Below are 16,187 nucleotides of genomic sequence, written 5' to 3' on the forward strand. Positions count from 1 at the left end.
GCCGCGGCTTTCGATCAGCCGGCCCGCGATGAAGAGGATATCGAGCGAAATGCTTGCGAGAGATCACAGCGTTGCAGTCGACCCGGTCGCGCTGGAGAAGAGCATCTCCAAGGCAACCGAAGCGCTGCTCGGCTACCGTCAATCCGACGGGCACTGGGTGTTCGAGCTCGAGGCCGACAGCACCATTCCGGCCGAGTACATCCTGCTGCGTCACTACCTGGCCGAGCCGATCGATGCCGGGCTCGAGGCCAAGATCGGCAACTATCTGCGCCGCGTCCAGGGCGCCCATGGCGGCTGGCCGCTGGTGCATGACGGCCCGTTCGACATGAGCGCCAGCGTGAAGTCGTACTTCGCGCTGAAGATGATCGGCGATTCCGTCGACGCGCCGCACATGGCGCGGGCGCGCGAGGCGATCCGTTCGCGCGGCGGCGCTTCGGGCAGCAACGTGTTCACGCGATTCCTGCTCGCGCTCTATGGCGTCGTGACCTGGCGCGCGACGCCGGTGCTGCCGATCGAGATCATGCTGCTGCCGATGTGGTCGCCGTTCCACATCAACAAGATCTCCTACTGGGCGCGCACCACCATGGTGCCGCTGATGGTGCTTGCCGCGCTGAAGCCGCGTGCGAAGAATCCGAAGGGCGTCGGCATCGACGAACTGTTCCTGGAGGATCCGAAATCGGTCCGCATGGCGCCGAAGGCGCCGCATCAGAGCGCGAGCTGGTTCTATCTGTTCCGCTCGCTCGACGCCGTGCTGCGGGTAATCGAGCCGATGTTTCCGAAGAGCCTGCGCCAGCGCGCGATCGATGCCGCGCTCGCCTTCACCGAAGAGCGGCTGAACGGCGAAGACGGCATGGGCGCGATTTATCCGCCGATGGCCAACATCGTCATGATGTACGAGGCGCTCGGCAAGGACGAGAATTTCCCGCCGCGCGCCACCACCCGCCGCGGCATCGACAAGCTGCTCGTGATTAGCGAACACGAGGCCTATTGCCAGCCCTGCGTTTCGCCGGTGTGGGACACCGCGCTGGCCTGTCATGCGCTGCAGGAAGCGGGCGGCGACGACACCCTGGCCAAGGCCAGGCAGGGCCTCGACTGGCTGAAGCCGCGCCAGGTGCTGGACCTGAAGGGCGATTGGGCGGTCAAGGCGCCGGACGTCCGCCCGGGCGGCTGGGCGTTCCAGTACAACAACGACCATTATCCCGATCTCGACGACACCGCGGTGGTCGTGATGGCGATGGATCGCGTGCGGCGTCATACCGGAACCAGGGAATATGATGAGTCCATCGCGCGCGGCCGCGAGTGGATCGAGGGGCTGCAGAGCCGCGATGGCGGCTGGGCCGCATTCGACGTCAACAACCTCGAATATTACCTCAACAACATCCCGTTCTCCGATCATGGGGCATTGTTGGATCCGCCGACCGAGGATGTCACCGCGCGCTGCATCTCGATGCTGGGCCAGCTCGGCGAGACCGCCGAGAGCAACAAGGCGATGGCTGACGGCGTCGCTTATTTGCGCCGCACCCAGCTTGCCGAGGGCTCCTGGTACGGCCGCTGGGGCCTGAACTACATCTACGGCACCTGGTCGGTGCTCTCGGCGCTAAATGTCGCAGGGGTCGATCGCAGCGACCCGATGATTCGGAAGGCGGTCGACTGGCTGGCGTCAGTCCAGAATCAGGACGGCGGCTGGGGCGAGGACGCCGTCAGTTACCGCCTGGATTACAAGGGTTATGAAGTTGCGCCTTCGACCTCCTCGCAAACGGCATGGGCTTTGCTTGGATTGATGGCGGCCGGAGAGGTCGAAAATCCCGCTGTTACGCGCGGGGTGGAGTACCTAAAGGCAACACAGACGGAAAAAGGGCTGTGGGACGAGCCGCGATACACAGCTACGGGGTTTCCGCGGGTATTTTACTTGCGATATCATGGCTACTCGAAGTTCTTTCCGCTCTGGGCGCTGGCGCGGTATCGAAATTTGAGAAGCACCAATAGCAGGGTGGTAGGGGTCGGGATGTGATTGTTGAGGCGGGGGCCGCCGAGACCGTGGGCAGTAGAATTGATCCTCGGCCGGTATTGATTGTGACTGGATTGGTGCAGGAGGCTCGCATCGCGGCAGGCCCCGGCATGATCGTAATCTGCAGTTCGAGCGATCCGCAGCAGCTGCGTGAGTTGCTGGCGACGCTGGATCCGAGCACCTTCCGTGGCGTGATTTCGTTCGGCGTGGCCGGCGGGCTCGATCCGTCGCTCAAGTCAGGCGACGTCGTGGTTGCGACCGAGGTGATGTCGGGCGATACCCGTTTCCTGGCCGCATCCGCGCTGAACGAAGAGATGATCGCCAGCGCCGCGCTGAAGCGCCGCAGGATCGTCCGCGGCAGTCTCGCCGGCGTGGAAGAGGTGATCGCGGCAAAGGCCTGCAAGGCCGCTCTGCGCTCGATGACGGGCGCAGCCGCGGTTGATATGGAGAGCCATATCGCGGCGGCCTATGCCGCCAAGGCCCGCATTCCGTTTGCCGCATTGCGCGTAATCAGCGATCCCGCGCACCGGGCGCTACCGGAACTTGCGAAATCCGCGGTGAAGCCGAACGGCGACATCGACCTGCGCAAGGTGCTGCGCGGCATCGCCCGCAATCCACGGACGCTGCGCGCGCTGGTGTCGACCGGAATTGACTTCAACCGCGCGCTGCGCTCGCTGCGCAGCTGCCGCGGCTTCCTGCTCGGCAACGAGGTGTTGATGCCGGTAGAAGACGTTCTGATCACAGCGAAGGCGGCCTGATCCGCTGCGCCGGGCAGGGACCGGGTTTCTCACCGCATCAAGCTCAACTCACAGGCCCGGTCGCATCGCGATCGGGCCTTTTGCTTTGATGCCCAAAGGTTTCGCTCGATGCCACGCTGTTCCGGTTCCACGCGGTCAGCGGGACTTGCGCGTCGGCTGTGCGGTGAGAGACCCCGCATATCCGTGTCCCTCGGGCCGGCGGGTCGCGCGGTCAGCCTATGACGACTTGCCAGCAGCGCGCCGGCGCCCCGGGAAGGGGCCCTGCGCGGACCGCGCTGGGTCAATGCTTGACAGCTACGGCTATTCATCCGAGAATGAACTATGATCCTTTATTCATGAATTAAGGTTCACTATGGCAATCGCTGCCGTTCGCCTCAACCAACTGGTCGAAACCAAAGCGCGTATTCTCGATGCCGCCAGGGAGGCCGTGGCGCTGAGTGGCTGGAAGGACGCCCAGATCGCCCTGATCGCCTCACGGGCCGGCGTGGCCACGGGCAGCGTGTATCGCTACTTCGACTCCAAGGCGGACCTGTACGCGCAGGTGCTCGCCCTGGTGTCCGAGCGCGAGGTGGCTGTCGTCGCCGCGATCGTCGAGGCGGAAGGCTCGGCGTCCCAGTGCCTGGTCGACGCGATCTACACTTTCGCGGTCCGGGCGATGCGCGGCCGCCGCCTGGCGTACGCGTTGATCGCCGAACCCTGTGAACCCGAGATCGACGCGGCGCGCCTGAAATACCGGGCGGCCCTGGCCGATCAGATCGCAAGGCTGGTTCGGCGCGGTATCGCCGGCGGTGAGTTCGTCGAGATCGACGCGAACGTCGCGGCATCCTGCGTGACCGGCGCCTTCATGGAGGCGCTGGTCGGTCCCCTTGCGCCCGAAGCGGCCCCCGATTCCGACGCGGCGAAGGCGATCGCACAGTCGATCGCAGGGCTTTCCGCGCGCATGCTGTTTCGCCACGCCACGCCTGAACTCATCCCTGTATCGCGAGTCTCCGCATGAACGCGCGCGTCCAGCCGGTTGCCGTCGCTGAAGCGAAAGCCGCTCCGTTTGCGACCCATGAAGTACGCAATCAGGCGCGGCCGGCGCTCGGCTTCAATGCGTTCGATGACGACCGCGCGCTGAGTGGCCTGATCGCGACGATCGCGCCGTGGGCGAAAGACAAGCTTTCCGCGCTCGGAGCTCATGCCGGCAGCGAATCCGTGCAGGAGGCGGCACGGCTGGCCAACGAGCACGAACCGAAGCTCCTGACCCATGACCGGTATGGCAACCGCAATGATTGGGTCGAATTTCATCCGGCCTGGCATCAATTGATGGCGCTGGCGTTCCGGAGCGAGGTGCATAGCCTCGCCTGGTCGACGCGCGAACCACACGGCCATCTGGCGCGTGCGGCGCTGAGCTATCTCTGGAACCAGATCGAGAACGGCGTCGGTTGCCCCACCGGGATGGCGTACGCCGCGATCGCCGGGTTCTCCGGCAAGCCGCAATTCAATTTGTGGCGGGAGCGAACGCTGGCGGCGGACTACGATCCGCGGCGGCTTCCGATCGAGGCCAAGCGCTCCGCGGTCATCGGTTACGCCATGACCGAAAAGCAGGGCGGCTCCGATCTGCGTGAGACCCAGACCACCGCGCGCTTTGTCGAGCGCGGCGCGCATGGCGAGATCTATGCGCTCACCGGCCACAAATGGTTCTTCTCGGTGCCGGTGGCCGACGGATTCTACACGCTGGCGCGCACCCAGTCCGGCGTCAGCTGCCTGTTCGTGCCGCGCCTGCTGCCCGATGGCAGTGCCAACCGCATCCACATTCAGCGTCTGAAGGACAAGTGCGGCAACCGGTCGAACGCGTCGAGCGAGATCGAGTACCACGATACGTGGTCGATCCTGGTTGGCGAAGAGGGCCGCGGCATCGCGGAAATCCTTTCGCATGCCCATCTGACGCGGCTGGATTTCGCGGTCGGCTCCGCCGGGCTGATGCGCCAGGCGCTGAGCCTCGCCCTCAACCACGCGCAAACGCGAACGGCGTTCGGCAAGCCGATGTCCGAGCTTCCGATGCAGCGCAACGTGCTCGCCGACCTCGCGCTCGAGAGCGAGGCGGCGATGCTCGGCGCGTTTCGGGTCGCGCGCGCGACCGACGGCCTGCAGACAAGCGAACACGAGCGATTGCTGGCGCGGGTCGCGACACCCGTGATGAAGTTCTGGAACTGCCAGCGCGCGCCGGCCTTCACCTATGAATGCCTGCAGGTGCATGGCGGCAACGGCTTCATCATGGAGAATCCGATGGCCCGGCTCTATCGCGAGGCGCCGTTGAATTCGATCTGGGAAGGTACCTCGAACATGATGTGCATGGACGTTTTGCGCGCCATACAACGCGATGCGAATTGCCGGGACGCATTCGTCGACGAGTTGCGTGCGAGCAGGGGCCTCAATCCGGTCTATGACCGAAGCACGGACGATCTCGCCGATCGCTTGCGTGCTCGATACCCGGACGACGGGCATGCGAGAGCACTCGTCACCCGCATGGCGCATGCGCTGCAGGCCGCCGAGATGCTGAAGCATGGCGACGCCGCGGCCGCCGAACTGTTCGTGAAATCCAGGCTTGGCGCGGACGGGATGCAGGTATTCGGCGGGCTTCCATCGACGGAAGGTCTTGGCGCCATCGTCGAACGTGCCTCCGTCATCCATCACTGAGGGTCCAAGTCATGCGTCAGACCGAAGTTTGTGCCGTCAGCGATGTCAGGGCCGTCGTCGGAGACGAGGAGTGGGCAACCCGCGTCGACCTTGCGGCGTGCTACCGCCTGGTCGCGCTCTACGGAATGACCGACCTGATCTACAACCACATCAGTGCACAGGTCCCGGGGCATCACGATCAGTATCTGATCAATCCCTATGGCATGCTGTACGAGGAGATCACCGCGTCGAGCCTCGTCAAGATCGACATCGAGGGCCGGACCCTGCTGCAGCCCGACCATGGCTACAACGTCAACGTGGCCGGCTTCTATCTGCATGCCCCGATCCATCGCGCGCGACCCGACGTGAAGTGCGTCCTGCATACCCACACCAGGGCAGGCACCGCCGTCAGCACGCTTGCCGAAGGGCTGTTGCCGCTGTCGCAGACGGCGATGCGGTTTCACGGTCGGATCGGCTATCACGATTTCGAGGGGCCGGCGATCGATCGGGAGGAATGCGACCGGGTCGTCGCTGATCTCGGTCGCAACAATTTGCTGGTGTTGCGCAATCATGGCCTCCTGGTGTGCGGCAACACGATTCCGCAGGCGTTCAACGCGATCTACTGGCTGGAGCAGGCCTGCCGGATCCAGGTCGACGCGCTCGGCTGTGGCCGGCCGCTGCATGCGCCGACCGAGATGGCGATCGGCAACACGGTGACCTGTTTTGCCGGCACCGAGATCACGCTGGACAATGAGCGCGACACCAATCCGGTGCTGAATGAAGCGGCGCAAAATCTGCAAGCCGGGTACGGCCTGCTGGAATGGCCGGCGCTACGGCGCAGGCTCGACCGCATCGACGGGAGCTACGCGCAATGAGCACGGCGCTGGCGGCGTTGCGGATCGGCTTCATCGGCGCCGGCCGCGTGGCGCAGACGCTCGCGCCGGCCTTCGCCTGCGCGGGGCTGAACGTCGCGGCGTTCTACAACCGCGGTGCCGATGCCGCGCAGCGGCTCGGATCCCGCATCCCGTCGGCGCGGCCGATGACGGATGCGCAGCAGGTCGTCGACCGCTGCGACATGGTTTTCCTGACCGTGAGCGACGACGCGATCCTGCCGGTCTGCCGCGACTTGCGCTGGGAGCCGCGTCACCGCGTGGTTCATTGCAGCGGCGCGACCGAACTGGCCGCCCTCGATCATGCGAAATCCGCAGGCGCCGCGACCGGCGGATTTCATCCGATGCAGATGTTTGCCAATCCCGACGTCGCGCTCGAGGGGTTGCGCGGATGCACCGTCGGCATCGAGGCAGAGGGCGACTTCAGGCGTGACCTGGAATTGCTTGCGACCCGCATCGGGTGTGAACCGCTCGCGCTGCCGGCCGGTGCGCGGGCGCTCTATCATGCGTCGGCCTATTACGTCGGTCCGTTCCTGATCGCGCTGCTCAAGGAGGGCGTCGAGCTCTGGAAGAGCTTTGGCGCCAGCGAGGCCGACGCGTTGCGCGCGATGATGCCGCTGCTGCGGGGGACGGTCGCGGCTGTTCTCGACGGTGGCCTCGCCAACGGCATGGGCGGCTGCGTGGCGCGCGGCGACGTCGGAACGATCCTCAAGCATCTCCGGGCGCTGGATGAGCGCTTTCCTCCCTCCGGCGCGCTGTATCGCGAGCTCGCCCTGCGCAACGTCCCGCTCGGGATCGAGCGCGGCACACTCAGTGCACCGCGCGCGGCAGAGATCGAGAGATTGCTTCTGCGCACGAGATCGGAAGAGCATGCGGCATCCTGATCCAAAGAAAAAGCCCCGGTTCGCTGAACCGGGGCTTTCATGTTTCTGCTTTCGCTCACATCGCGCGTCAGGCGGCGGTCGAGGCCTTCGCTTGCTGCTTGGCGGCGGCGGCCGCAGCCTCGTCGCGGCGGATCTCCGAGAGCTTCTTCTGCACCTGCTCGGCGAAGATGTACTGCGCCGGACGCTGCTTCGACATGTCGATCTCGGGCGCCATCGGGCCCGATGTCCTGATGCCGCGCAGCGCAACCCACATCGCCTTCAGCGGATTGTTGATCGCGGCGGTCGCCGCGGTCGGCTCATAGCCGCAATGGGCCATACAGTCGGCGCACTTCTCGTACTTGCCGGTGCCGTAGGTGTCCCAGTCGGTGGTGTCCATCAGCTCCTTGAAGGTCTTGGCGTAGCCTTCACCGAGCAGATAGCAGGGCTTCTGCCAGCCGAAGATGTTGCGCGCCGGCATGCCCCAGGGCGTGCACTCGTATTCCTGGTTGCCGGCGAGGAAGTCGAGGAACAGGCCGGAATGCATGAAATTCCACTTCTTGCCCTTGCCGAGCGCAAAGACGTCGCGGAACAGCTTCTTGGTCTTGGTGCGGTTGAGGAAGTGCTCCTGGTCGGGCGCACGCTCATAGGCGTAACCCGGCGACATCGAGACGCCGACGCCGAGCTCGGTGGTGAAATCGAGGAACTTGGCGATCTCCTCGGCCGGATGACCATCAAAGATTGTGGCATTGACGTTGACCGTGAAGCCGCGCGCCTTCGCCGCCTTGATCGCCGAGACGGCGCGATCGAACACGCCCTTCTGCGACACCGCCTTGTCGTGATGATCCTTCAGGCCGTCGAGATGCACCGAGAAGAACAAATAGGGCGACGGCTCGAACAGATCGAGCTTCTTCTCGAGCAGCAGCGCATTGGTGCACAGCGAGACGAACTTCTTGCGGGCCACGAGGCCGCGCACGATCTCGCCGATTTCCTTGTGGATCAGCGGCTCGCCGCCGGGGATCGCCACCATCGGCGCGCCGCACTCATCGGCCGCATCCCAGCATTCCTGCGCCGTCATGCGGCGATTGAGGATCGCATCGGGATAGTCGATCTTGCCGCAGCCGACGCAGGCGAGGTTGCAACGGAACAAAGGTTCCAGCATCAGCACGAGCGGATAGCGTTTGCGGCCAAGCAGCTTCTGCTTGATCAGATAACCGCCGATCCGCATTTCCTTGAAGAACGGTATAGCCATTAGACGATTTCTTTCTGCACTTATCAAAGGGATGTGGGTTCAGATCAGCCCGCAGTCAGTTCGGCTGGCAGCCGGAATTCGATATTCTCTTCTCGGCCCGGAACGACCGAGACCGACACCGGTCCGATCCGCCGCAGAGCCTCGATCACATCGTCGACCAAAACTTCGGGCGCAGAAGCGCCCGCGGTAATGCCGACGGCCTTCGCATCCTTGAGCCAATCCGGATTGAGTTCGCTCCCATCGGCAATGAGATAACTCGCGACGCCGACCTCGGTGCCGATTTCACGAAGCCTGTTCGAGTTGGAACTGTTGGCGGCCCCCACCACCAAAATGACGTCAACCAGTTTGCTGAGGTCCCTTACCGCAGATTGGCGGTTCTGTGTCGCATAGCAGATATCCCTGATATCCGGGCCTTGAATATCTGTAAATTTTGCCTGAAGGGCCGCGATAATGTCCCTGGTGTCGTCCACGGACAGGGTGGTCTGGGTGATGTAGGCGACCGGCGTATCGCTCGGCAGCCTCAGTTCCGCCACGTCCTGGACACTCTGGACCAGCAGGACCGGCCCCGGAACCTGGCCCATGGTTCCCTCGACCTCGGGATGGCCGGCGTGCCCGATCAGGATCAGGGCGCGGCCCTTCGAGATATAGCGCTTGCCCTGGTTGTGGACCTTGGTGACGAGCGGGCAGGTGGCATTGAGCACCGGCAGATCGCGGGCTTCCGCCTCCTCCTCGACGCTCCTAGCAACGCCATGGGCACTGAAGACGGTCACCGCCTTGGCCGGCACTTCCGAGAGGTCCTCGACGAAGATCGCGCCCTTCTTCTTCAGGCTCTCGACGACGTGTTTGTTATGCACGATCTCGTGGCGGACATAGACCGGCGGCCCATACTTCTCGAGCGCGCGTTCGACGATCTCGATCGCGCGCACAACGCCCGCGCAAAAGCCGCGCGGCTGAGCAAGAAACACTTCCATCTGACGTCCGTTACGCAAATTGCACCAATCTCGTTCAAAGCCCTGCGGCCTTTTCGGCAACGCACTCCACAGGTCGGACGTCGCAACGTCAGTTGCAATGTCCGAGCCATCACAGTTCCTGGACGGGATCTGCGCCCCAAGCGCATGGAAATACAGCGATTTGTGGCAAAAAGGTAGCGGTTCGATGGGGACGTGGTCACGGACGAGGGGTTAGAGGTAATATGGTGTGGATTTCGACCCCTGCGACCGTCCGTCTCCCTCACTCGTTCGTCACTTTATCGCCCACTGATGCGGTTTATACCGGCCATTCGTGGCCGTTCTTGTGGTTTGGAACCTCCTCGCCGTCCCGTCGAGGAAGATAACCAAAACAACATTAGATCGGTCCCGGGAACTCCGCTACAGAGCGGGCGTTTTCGGCCATGCTTCCCCGAGATTAGAAAGAAACGAAGTGCTGACAAATATTGTCGTCTCCGTTGTTAGAACCTGTACGCGTTTTGCCCTTCCGGTTGTGATTATCTCTGTCCTGTTGTCGATCGGCGCCGGCTTCTACACGGCCCGCAACTTCTCGATCAACACCGACATCAACAAGCTGATCTCGCCGGATCTCGATTGGCGCAAGCGCGACAACCAGTTCGAGGAAGCATTTGATCGCGAGCGGCTGATCCTGGCGGTGGTCGAGGCAGCGACGCCGGAGCTGACCAGCTCGGCCGCGAAGGCGCTCACCGCGAAGCTGCAGGCCGATAAGAAGAACTTCGAAGCGATCACCGCGCTCGGCTCCGGCGAATTCTTCGAGAAGAATGGCCTCTTGTTCCTGCCGACCGAAGAGGTCGGCAAGGTCGCGGGCCAGCTCGAATCGGCTGCACCGTTGATCGAGATCATGGCCGGCGATCCCTCGATACGCGGCCTGACCGGCGCGCTCGAGACCGGCCTTGCCGGCGTCAAGCGCGGGCAGGTCAAGCTCGACAATGCCGCGCCGCCCTTCAACCTGATCTCCGAGACGGTCGAGACCGTCCTCGCCAAGGGCAACGCGACCTTCTCGTGGCGCGAGCTCACCAGCGACAAGCCGCTGACCGATTCGGACAAGCGCGCCTTCATCGAGATCAAGCCGATCATCGACTATTCGGCGCTGGAGCCGGGCAAGGCCGCGACCGATGCGATCCGCCAGGCGGCGGCCGATCTGAAATTCCCGACTGAATATCACGCGCGCGTTCGCCTGACCGGACCGGTGCCGATCGCCAACGAGGAATACGCCACCGTGCAGGACGGCGCGATCACCAACGGCATCGGCACCGTGGTGATCGTGCTGGTCATCCTCTGGATGGCGCTGCATTCCGGCAAGATCATCTTCGCCGTGTTCGTGAACCTGTTCATCGGGCTTGCCATCACCACGGCGGTCGGCCTGATGATGGTCGGCTCGCTGAACCTGCTCTCGATTGCCTTCGCCGTGCTGTTCATCGGCCTCGGGGTCGACTTCGGCATCCAGTTCAGCGTCCGCTACCGCTCCGAGCGCTTCAAGAACGACAATCTGACGCTGGCGCTGGAAAACGCGGCGCGCCGCTCGGCGGTGCCGTTGTCGCTCGCCGCGATGGCGACCGCTGCCGGTTTCCTCTGCTTCCTGCCGACCGACTACAAGGGCATCTCGGAGCTCGGCAAGATCGCCGGCGCCGGCATGCTGGTGGCGTTCGTCACCAGCATCACGGTGCTGCCGGCGCTGCTCGATCTGCTCAATCCGCCCGGCGAGAAGGAGCCGGTCGGCTACGCCTTCCTGGCGCCGCTCGATAACTTCCTGGAGAAGCATCGCGTTCCGATCATCGTCGGCACGCTGCTGGTCACGGTCGCGGGCCTGCCGCTGCTCCATTACATGAAGTTCGACTTCAACCCGATCAATCTGCGCAATTCCAAGGTGGAATCGATCGCGACCTTCCTCGACCTGAGGAAGGATCCGAACACCGGCGCCAATGCCATCAATGTGATGACGCGCTCGGAAGCCGACGCCAAGAAGATCGAGGCCAAGCTCGAGAAGCTGCCGGAAGTGTCGCGCGTGATGTCGCTCGACAGCTTCGTGCCCGACGACCAGCCGGCCAAGCTGAAGCTGATCGCGCAGGCGGCCAAGACGCTCGGCCCCGCGCTCAACCCGGATTCGGTCGATCCGGCGCCGTCGGATCAGGAGAATGTCGAGTCGCTGAAGAGCTCGGTCGACGGCCTGCGCAAGACCGCGGGCGACGGCAAGGGGCCGGGTGCGCTGGCCGCGCGCCGGCTCGCCGACGCGCTGCAGAAGCTCGCCGATGCGAATGAGGCGACCCGCGACAAGGCGCAGGACGTATTCGTCGCGCCGATGAAGATCGTGTTCGATCAGCTCCGCAATACGCTGCAGGCCCAGACCGTCACGCTGCAGAACCTGCCGCCGGAACTCGTCGCCAGCTGGAAGACCAAGGACGGCCTGATGCGTGTCGAGGTGGAGCCGAAGGGCGATCCGAACGACAACGACAATCTGCGCCGCTTTGCCGACGCCGTGCTCGCCGCCGAGCCGACCGCGATCGGCGGACCGGTCTCGATCCTGAAGTCGGGCGACGTCATCGTGAAGGCGTTCATCCACGCCGGCATTCTGGCGCTGGTCACGATCAGCCTGCTGCTGTGGCTCACGCTGCGCCGCGTCGTCGACGTGCTGATGACGCTGGTGCCGCTCCTCGTCGCCGGCATCGTCACGCTGGAGATTTGCGTCTTGATCGGGCTGCCGCTCAACTTCGCCAACATCGTCGCGCTGCCGCTGCTGCTCGGCGTCGGCGTGGCGTTCAAGATCTACTATGTCACGGCGTGGCGCCAGGGCAGGACGAATCTGCTGCAGTCGAGCCTGACACGCGCGATCTTTTTCAGCGCGCTGACCACGGCGACCGCGTTCGGCAGCCTGTGGCTGTCGAGCCATCCCGGCACCGCCAGCATGGGCAAGCTGCTGGCGCTCTCGCTGGTCACCACGCTCGCGGCGGTGTTGCTGTTCCAGCCGGCGCTGATGGGCAAGCCGCGCGAGGTCAAGGAGGAGGACATCGCCAACGACGTCACCTGACGCGTTGGCGATTCGCTGTCGAACCGGCTTGGCGGCAGGCGCCGCCGAGCCGCGATGTCAGCGGACGGTGTTCCCGCAGGTTTCCGCTAATGCGTCGGTCGCGCGATGTCGGGGAGCAGGCAGATATCGCCCACGGCGTCAGCCTGCGCATTGGCATTGCCCGGGGCCTGCTTTTGCCCCGGCTTGGTGGCCGGCGCCACGGCACCGGTGGTTTTCTGCGGTGCTGTTGACTTGGGCTGGGTGCCCTTCGCCGCCGGGCTGCCGGCGGCGCTCACCGGAATCGGCGGACCGACGCGGGTCCAGGTCTCGCCGCCGCACAAGAAGCCGAGCACGCAGCCCTGGATCTCGAGCTGATCGGTGCCGACGGGCTTGATGGTCGAGCTGTAGAGCTGTCCGTCCTTGGCGTTGTAGACCTGACCTTCCCACGCATCCGCGCCGGCCTTCTTCTTCATGTCGATCAGGATCGGCATGCCCAGCGTCGGCCTGCTCTGCTTCGCAGGATCAGGATTGTTCTTATCCTTGCCGCCTGGGGTTTTTTCCCAAGACACCGCACCCCACATGTTGCCATTACACTGGGCGACGCGGATGGTGGCGACACCGTCAGCGACCTTCCAGTCGCCGGTCGGGTCCGCTGCAAGTGCCGGTGATAATACGGTGGCCAAAAATAAACCTGAAAAGGCTATTGTACGCGCGAAAGTTCTTGGGCAGTGCAACATGGTCCAAACCTGTGCTTGACTGGACGATCCGAGCGGGGGTCAAAACGCCGCTAGCGAGCGTTTTAAGTTGACGAGATGGCCATCAACCGACGTATGTAACGAATGGTAAGTTCCAATTTAGACGTTTCCGAGATTTTTGTGGAGCGCGAGGGGCAGCGCGGTGCCATGCACACGCGTCACCTCAACGAGCAGCTCGTTCGCGTTCTCAAGACCATCGGCTACGACGTCGGCTTCCAGAAGGGGCAAGGCCAATACCTCTTCGATCGTCAGGGGGCTCGTTACCTTGATCTATTGAGCGGATTTGGCGTTTTTGCGATTGGCCGCAATCATCCGGCCCTGCGCCAGGCGCTGAAGAGCGTGCTCGACGCCGATCTGCCCAATCTCGTGCAGCTCGATGTCTCGACGCTCGCCGGCGTGCTCGCTGAACGTCTTCTGGAACATGTTCCATATCTGGACAAGGTGTTTTTCGCCAATTCCGGCGCCGAAACCGTCGAAGCCGCGATCAAATTCGCGCGTGGCGCGACCGGCCGCCCCGGTATCGTCTATTGCGGGCATTCGTTCCACGGCCTGTCCTACGGCGCGCTGTCGCTGACGGATGATTCGAATTTCCGCGGCGGATTCGAGCCGCTGCTGCCGGGCTGCACTCCGATTCCCTTCAACGATCTCGAAGCGCTGGAGAAGGCGCTGTCGTCGCGCCAGGTCGGCGCCTTCATCGTCGAGCCGATCCAGGGCAAGGGCGTCAACATGCCCACCGACGAGTTCCTGCCCGGCGCGCTGGCGCTGTGCCGCAAATACGGCACGCTGTTCATCGCCGACGAGATCCAGACCGGCATCGGCCGCACCGGAAAATTCCTCGCGATCGAGCATTGGGGCATCGAGCCCGACATGGTGCTGCTGGCGAAGGCGCTGTCCGGCGGTCACGTGCCGATCGGCGCGCTGCTGACGCGCAAGAACATCTTCGACAAGATCTTCAACCAGATGGACCGCGCGGTCGTGCATGGCTCGACCTTCGCCAAGAACGATCTCGCGATGGCCGCCGGCATTGCCACGCTCGACGTCATCAAGGCCGAGAAGCTCGTCGAGAACGCCGCCAAGCGCGGCGCCGAGCTCCGTCTTGCGCTGACGCGCATGGTGCCTGGCTATGAACTGATGAAGGAAGTTCGCGGCAAAGGCCTGATGATCGGCGTCGAGTTCGGTCCGCCGAAATCGCTGCGGCTCAAGGCGTCGTGGAATCTGCTGGAGACCGCCAACAAGGGCCTGTTCTGCCAGCTGATCACGGTGCCGCTGTTCAAGGATCACAAGATCCTGACCCAGGTCGCGGGCCACGGCCTCCACACCATCAAGCTGCTGCCGCCGCTCATGATCACCGAAGAGGACTGCACCTGGATCGAGAAGTCGTTCGACGACGTGATCGCCGGCAGCCACAAGGTGCCCGGCGCGATCTGGTCGCTCGGCAAGACGCTGGTCGACAACGCGGTGCGCAAGTCGGCGTAGTTTCGAACCTGTAGCCCGGATGGAGCGAAGCGAAATCCGGGATTCTCGCAACTGGCAAGACCGTTCCCGGATTGCGCTTCGCTCCATCCGGGCTACAAGATTTCACCCCTCCTTGTTGGCGCGCATTGCGCCCTCGAACTTGTCGCCGAACTCGGAGAGCTCGTCGGCGCCGAGATCGCTGACCGCCCAGTAGTTCAGGCCGCGGTCGCTCCAGCGGCGGATGTTGAAGCCCTGCAGTGTCGAGATCTTCGCCGCCTTGCGTTCGGTGTTCGCTGTCTGCGCCACGAACAGGTTGATGACGTGCTGGCGCCGCTTGTAGACCACGGCGCCGATCTCGCGGGCGTTGACGTAGTCGAGCCGGCCGCCGATCAGGGTAAAGCCCTGCGCGGTGAGATCGATCACCGGCGGCGAGACGTCAAGCTTGCCGTTGAACCAGGGCTTGACCGTATGCTGATCCGTCGAGATCACGTCGGTGAGGTGGCCGGCCTGCAGCGAACGCAGATGCGCCGACACCACCTCGTTCTCGATGCGCTGCTCGTCATCGTTGCGCAGCACGATCGCGACAAGGCCGGTCGCTGCCATCGCCGACACCGCGGAGCCCAGCGCGAAGCCGCGCAGCACCGAGCGCCGGGTCGGCGCCGCCTGCGCTTGCGGTTGCGGCAGTGACTTCTCGATCTTGCGGCGCAGCTCGAGCGGCGCCTTGTAGCGCAAATCGCTCTCGGCGATCGCCTGGCGGATCTCCTGATACTCCTTCATGAGCGCGGCACAATGCGCGCACCCCTCGACATGGACTTCCACTTCGCGCGCATGGCCGGCGTCGAGTTCGCCGTCGATCAGCGCGTGGATCAGCACTTCGGCTTCCTCGCAGGTCATTTCGCTTGCTCCTGTTCCGCAAGCCAGGCCGATCGCAGCATGGCTCGGGCACGCGCGAGGCGGGACATCACGGTGCCGACCGGCACGGCGGCGACATCGGCGATCTCGCGGTATGAAAGATTCTGGATTTCCCTGAGCACGAAGGTCTCGCGGAACGGCTCGGCAAGCGCCGCGACCAGCTTGCGCACGGTTTCGCCGTCGAAGCGGCGCAGCAGCTGCTTTTCCGGGGTCTCCGGGGCTTCATTCCACAGCGGGGTCTGCTCGCCGCCTTCGGGCAACTCCTCGACCGCGGTCGGGGCGGTCTTGCGCCTTGCATATTCGGCCCGGCAGACATTGCGCAGGATCGCGAACAGCCACGGCTTCATCGCAGGTCCGCGGTAGCTGTCGAAATGCTTGTAGGCGCGCAGATAGCATTCCTGCACCGCATCCTCGGCGTCGGCGGCGTCGCGCAGCAGATAGCGGGCCAGCGTATAGGCGTCGTCAAGGTACGGCAGCGCGGCCTCGCGGAAGCGCCGCGCCTTTTCGGGATCGTCTTGCGACGCGTTGACAACCATCGTGTCCTGTCCGGCATGTCGAGAGACGGCGCGTGCCCGGCCGGGGGCGGAGGGCCACCGGCCGGGCATGGTTGTGATTGTATGGGTTG

General features: G+C 64.1%; 13 protein-coding genes. 8 read left to right on the forward strand and 5 right to left on the reverse strand.

Annotated elements, in window-relative coordinates; all coding sequences use genetic code 11:
* Window positions 1–49: 49 nt before the first annotated feature.
* From shc to ACZBJS_RS05210, 6 genes are all read left to right on the forward strand, one after another.
* Window positions 50–2,011, forward strand: coding sequence for a squalene--hopene cyclase (gene shc, locus ACZBJS_RS05185; RefSeq protein ID WP_463438468.1), 1,962 nt, complete (start codon window positions 50–52; stop codon window positions 2,009–2,011).
* Window positions 2,008–2,766 carry a phosphorylase gene (locus ACZBJS_RS05190; RefSeq protein WP_076833044.1) on the forward strand — a complete coding sequence of 253 codons (759 nt, stop codon included), beginning with the start codon at window positions 2,008–2,010 and terminating at the stop codon, window positions 2,764–2,766. Before shc ends, ACZBJS_RS05190 begins: the two co-directional genes overlap by 4 nt.
* A 352-nt stretch (window positions 2,767–3,118) precedes the next feature.
* A complete protein-coding gene (locus tag ACZBJS_RS05195) occupies window positions 3,119–3,763 on the forward strand; it encodes a TetR/AcrR family transcriptional regulator (protein WP_057015695.1) in 645 nt (214 codons plus the stop codon).
* Complete coding sequence (locus ACZBJS_RS05200; RefSeq protein WP_316394674.1) at window positions 3,760–5,448, forward strand: acyl-CoA dehydrogenase family protein; 1,689 nt, start codon at window positions 3,760–3,762, stop codon at window positions 5,446–5,448. Before ACZBJS_RS05195 ends, ACZBJS_RS05200 begins: the two co-directional genes overlap by 4 nt.
* Before the next feature lie 11 nt (window positions 5,449–5,459).
* Window positions 5,460–6,302 (forward strand): class II aldolase/adducin family protein, encoded by an 843-nt coding sequence (locus tag ACZBJS_RS05205; RefSeq protein WP_253640301.1) that lies wholly within the window; start codon window positions 5,460–5,462, stop codon window positions 6,300–6,302.
* Window positions 6,299–7,201 carry a Rossmann-like and DUF2520 domain-containing protein gene (locus ACZBJS_RS05210; protein WP_076833049.1) on the forward strand — a complete coding sequence of 301 codons (903 nt, stop codon included), beginning with the start codon at window positions 6,299–6,301 and terminating at the stop codon, window positions 7,199–7,201. Before ACZBJS_RS05205 ends, ACZBJS_RS05210 begins: the two co-directional genes overlap by 4 nt.
* 67 nt (window positions 7,202–7,268) lie before the next feature.
* Here ACZBJS_RS05210 and hpnH read toward each other — a convergent pair whose 3' ends face one another.
* Together hpnH and ispH are read right to left on the reverse strand one after the other, a co-directional pair.
* The gene (gene hpnH / locus ACZBJS_RS05215) at window positions 7,269–8,429 is read right to left on the reverse strand and encodes an adenosyl-hopene transferase HpnH (protein ID WP_028331712.1); all 1,161 of its coding nucleotides are present in this window, start codon (window positions 8,427–8,429) and stop codon (window positions 7,269–7,271) included.
* Between the two features lie 44 nt (window positions 8,430–8,473).
* The gene (ispH, locus tag ACZBJS_RS05220; RefSeq protein ID WP_076833051.1) at window positions 8,474–9,400 is read right to left on the reverse strand and encodes a 4-hydroxy-3-methylbut-2-enyl diphosphate reductase; all 927 of its coding nucleotides are present in this window, start codon (window positions 9,398–9,400) and stop codon (window positions 8,474–8,476) included.
* Window positions 9,401–9,848: 448 nt separating this feature from the next.
* Between ispH and hpnN the strand changes: the two genes are divergently transcribed.
* On the forward strand, window positions 9,849–12,461 hold the full coding sequence (hpnN, locus tag ACZBJS_RS05225; protein ID WP_057015691.1) for a hopanoid transporter HpnN: 2,613 nt from the start codon (window positions 9,849–9,851) through the stop codon (window positions 12,459–12,461).
* Between the two features lie 86 nt (window positions 12,462–12,547).
* Here hpnN and ACZBJS_RS05230 read toward each other — a convergent pair whose 3' ends face one another.
* Window positions 12,548–13,177 carry a DUF2147 domain-containing protein gene (locus ACZBJS_RS05230; protein WP_057015690.1) on the reverse strand — a complete coding sequence of 210 codons (630 nt, stop codon included), beginning with the start codon at window positions 13,175–13,177 and terminating at the stop codon, window positions 12,548–12,550.
* A 102-nt stretch (window positions 13,178–13,279) separates the two neighbouring features.
* On the opposite strand from ACZBJS_RS05230, the gene hpnO reads away from it, so the two are divergent.
* Window positions 13,280–14,671, forward strand: coding sequence for an aminobacteriohopanetriol synthase HpnO (gene hpnO / locus ACZBJS_RS05235; RefSeq protein WP_057015689.1), 1,392 nt, complete (start codon window positions 13,280–13,282; stop codon window positions 14,669–14,671).
* Between the two features lie 102 nt (window positions 14,672–14,773).
* Here the strand turns inward: hpnO and ACZBJS_RS05240 are convergent, their stop codons facing one another.
* Both ACZBJS_RS05240 and ACZBJS_RS05245 read right to left on the reverse strand, forming a co-directional pair.
* Complete coding sequence (locus ACZBJS_RS05240; protein WP_057015688.1) at window positions 14,774–15,544, reverse strand: anti-sigma factor family protein; 771 nt, start codon at window positions 15,542–15,544, stop codon at window positions 14,774–14,776.
* On the reverse strand, window positions 15,541–16,098 hold the full coding sequence (locus tag ACZBJS_RS05245; RefSeq protein WP_018270594.1) for a sigma-70 family RNA polymerase sigma factor: 558 nt from the start codon (window positions 16,096–16,098) through the stop codon (window positions 15,541–15,543). The genes ACZBJS_RS05240 and ACZBJS_RS05245 overlap by 4 nt, the downstream gene beginning before the upstream one ends.
* Window positions 16,099–16,187 lie beyond the last annotated feature (89 nt).

It is taken from the genome of Bradyrhizobium sp. KZN70725 (genome assembly GCF_055264925.1).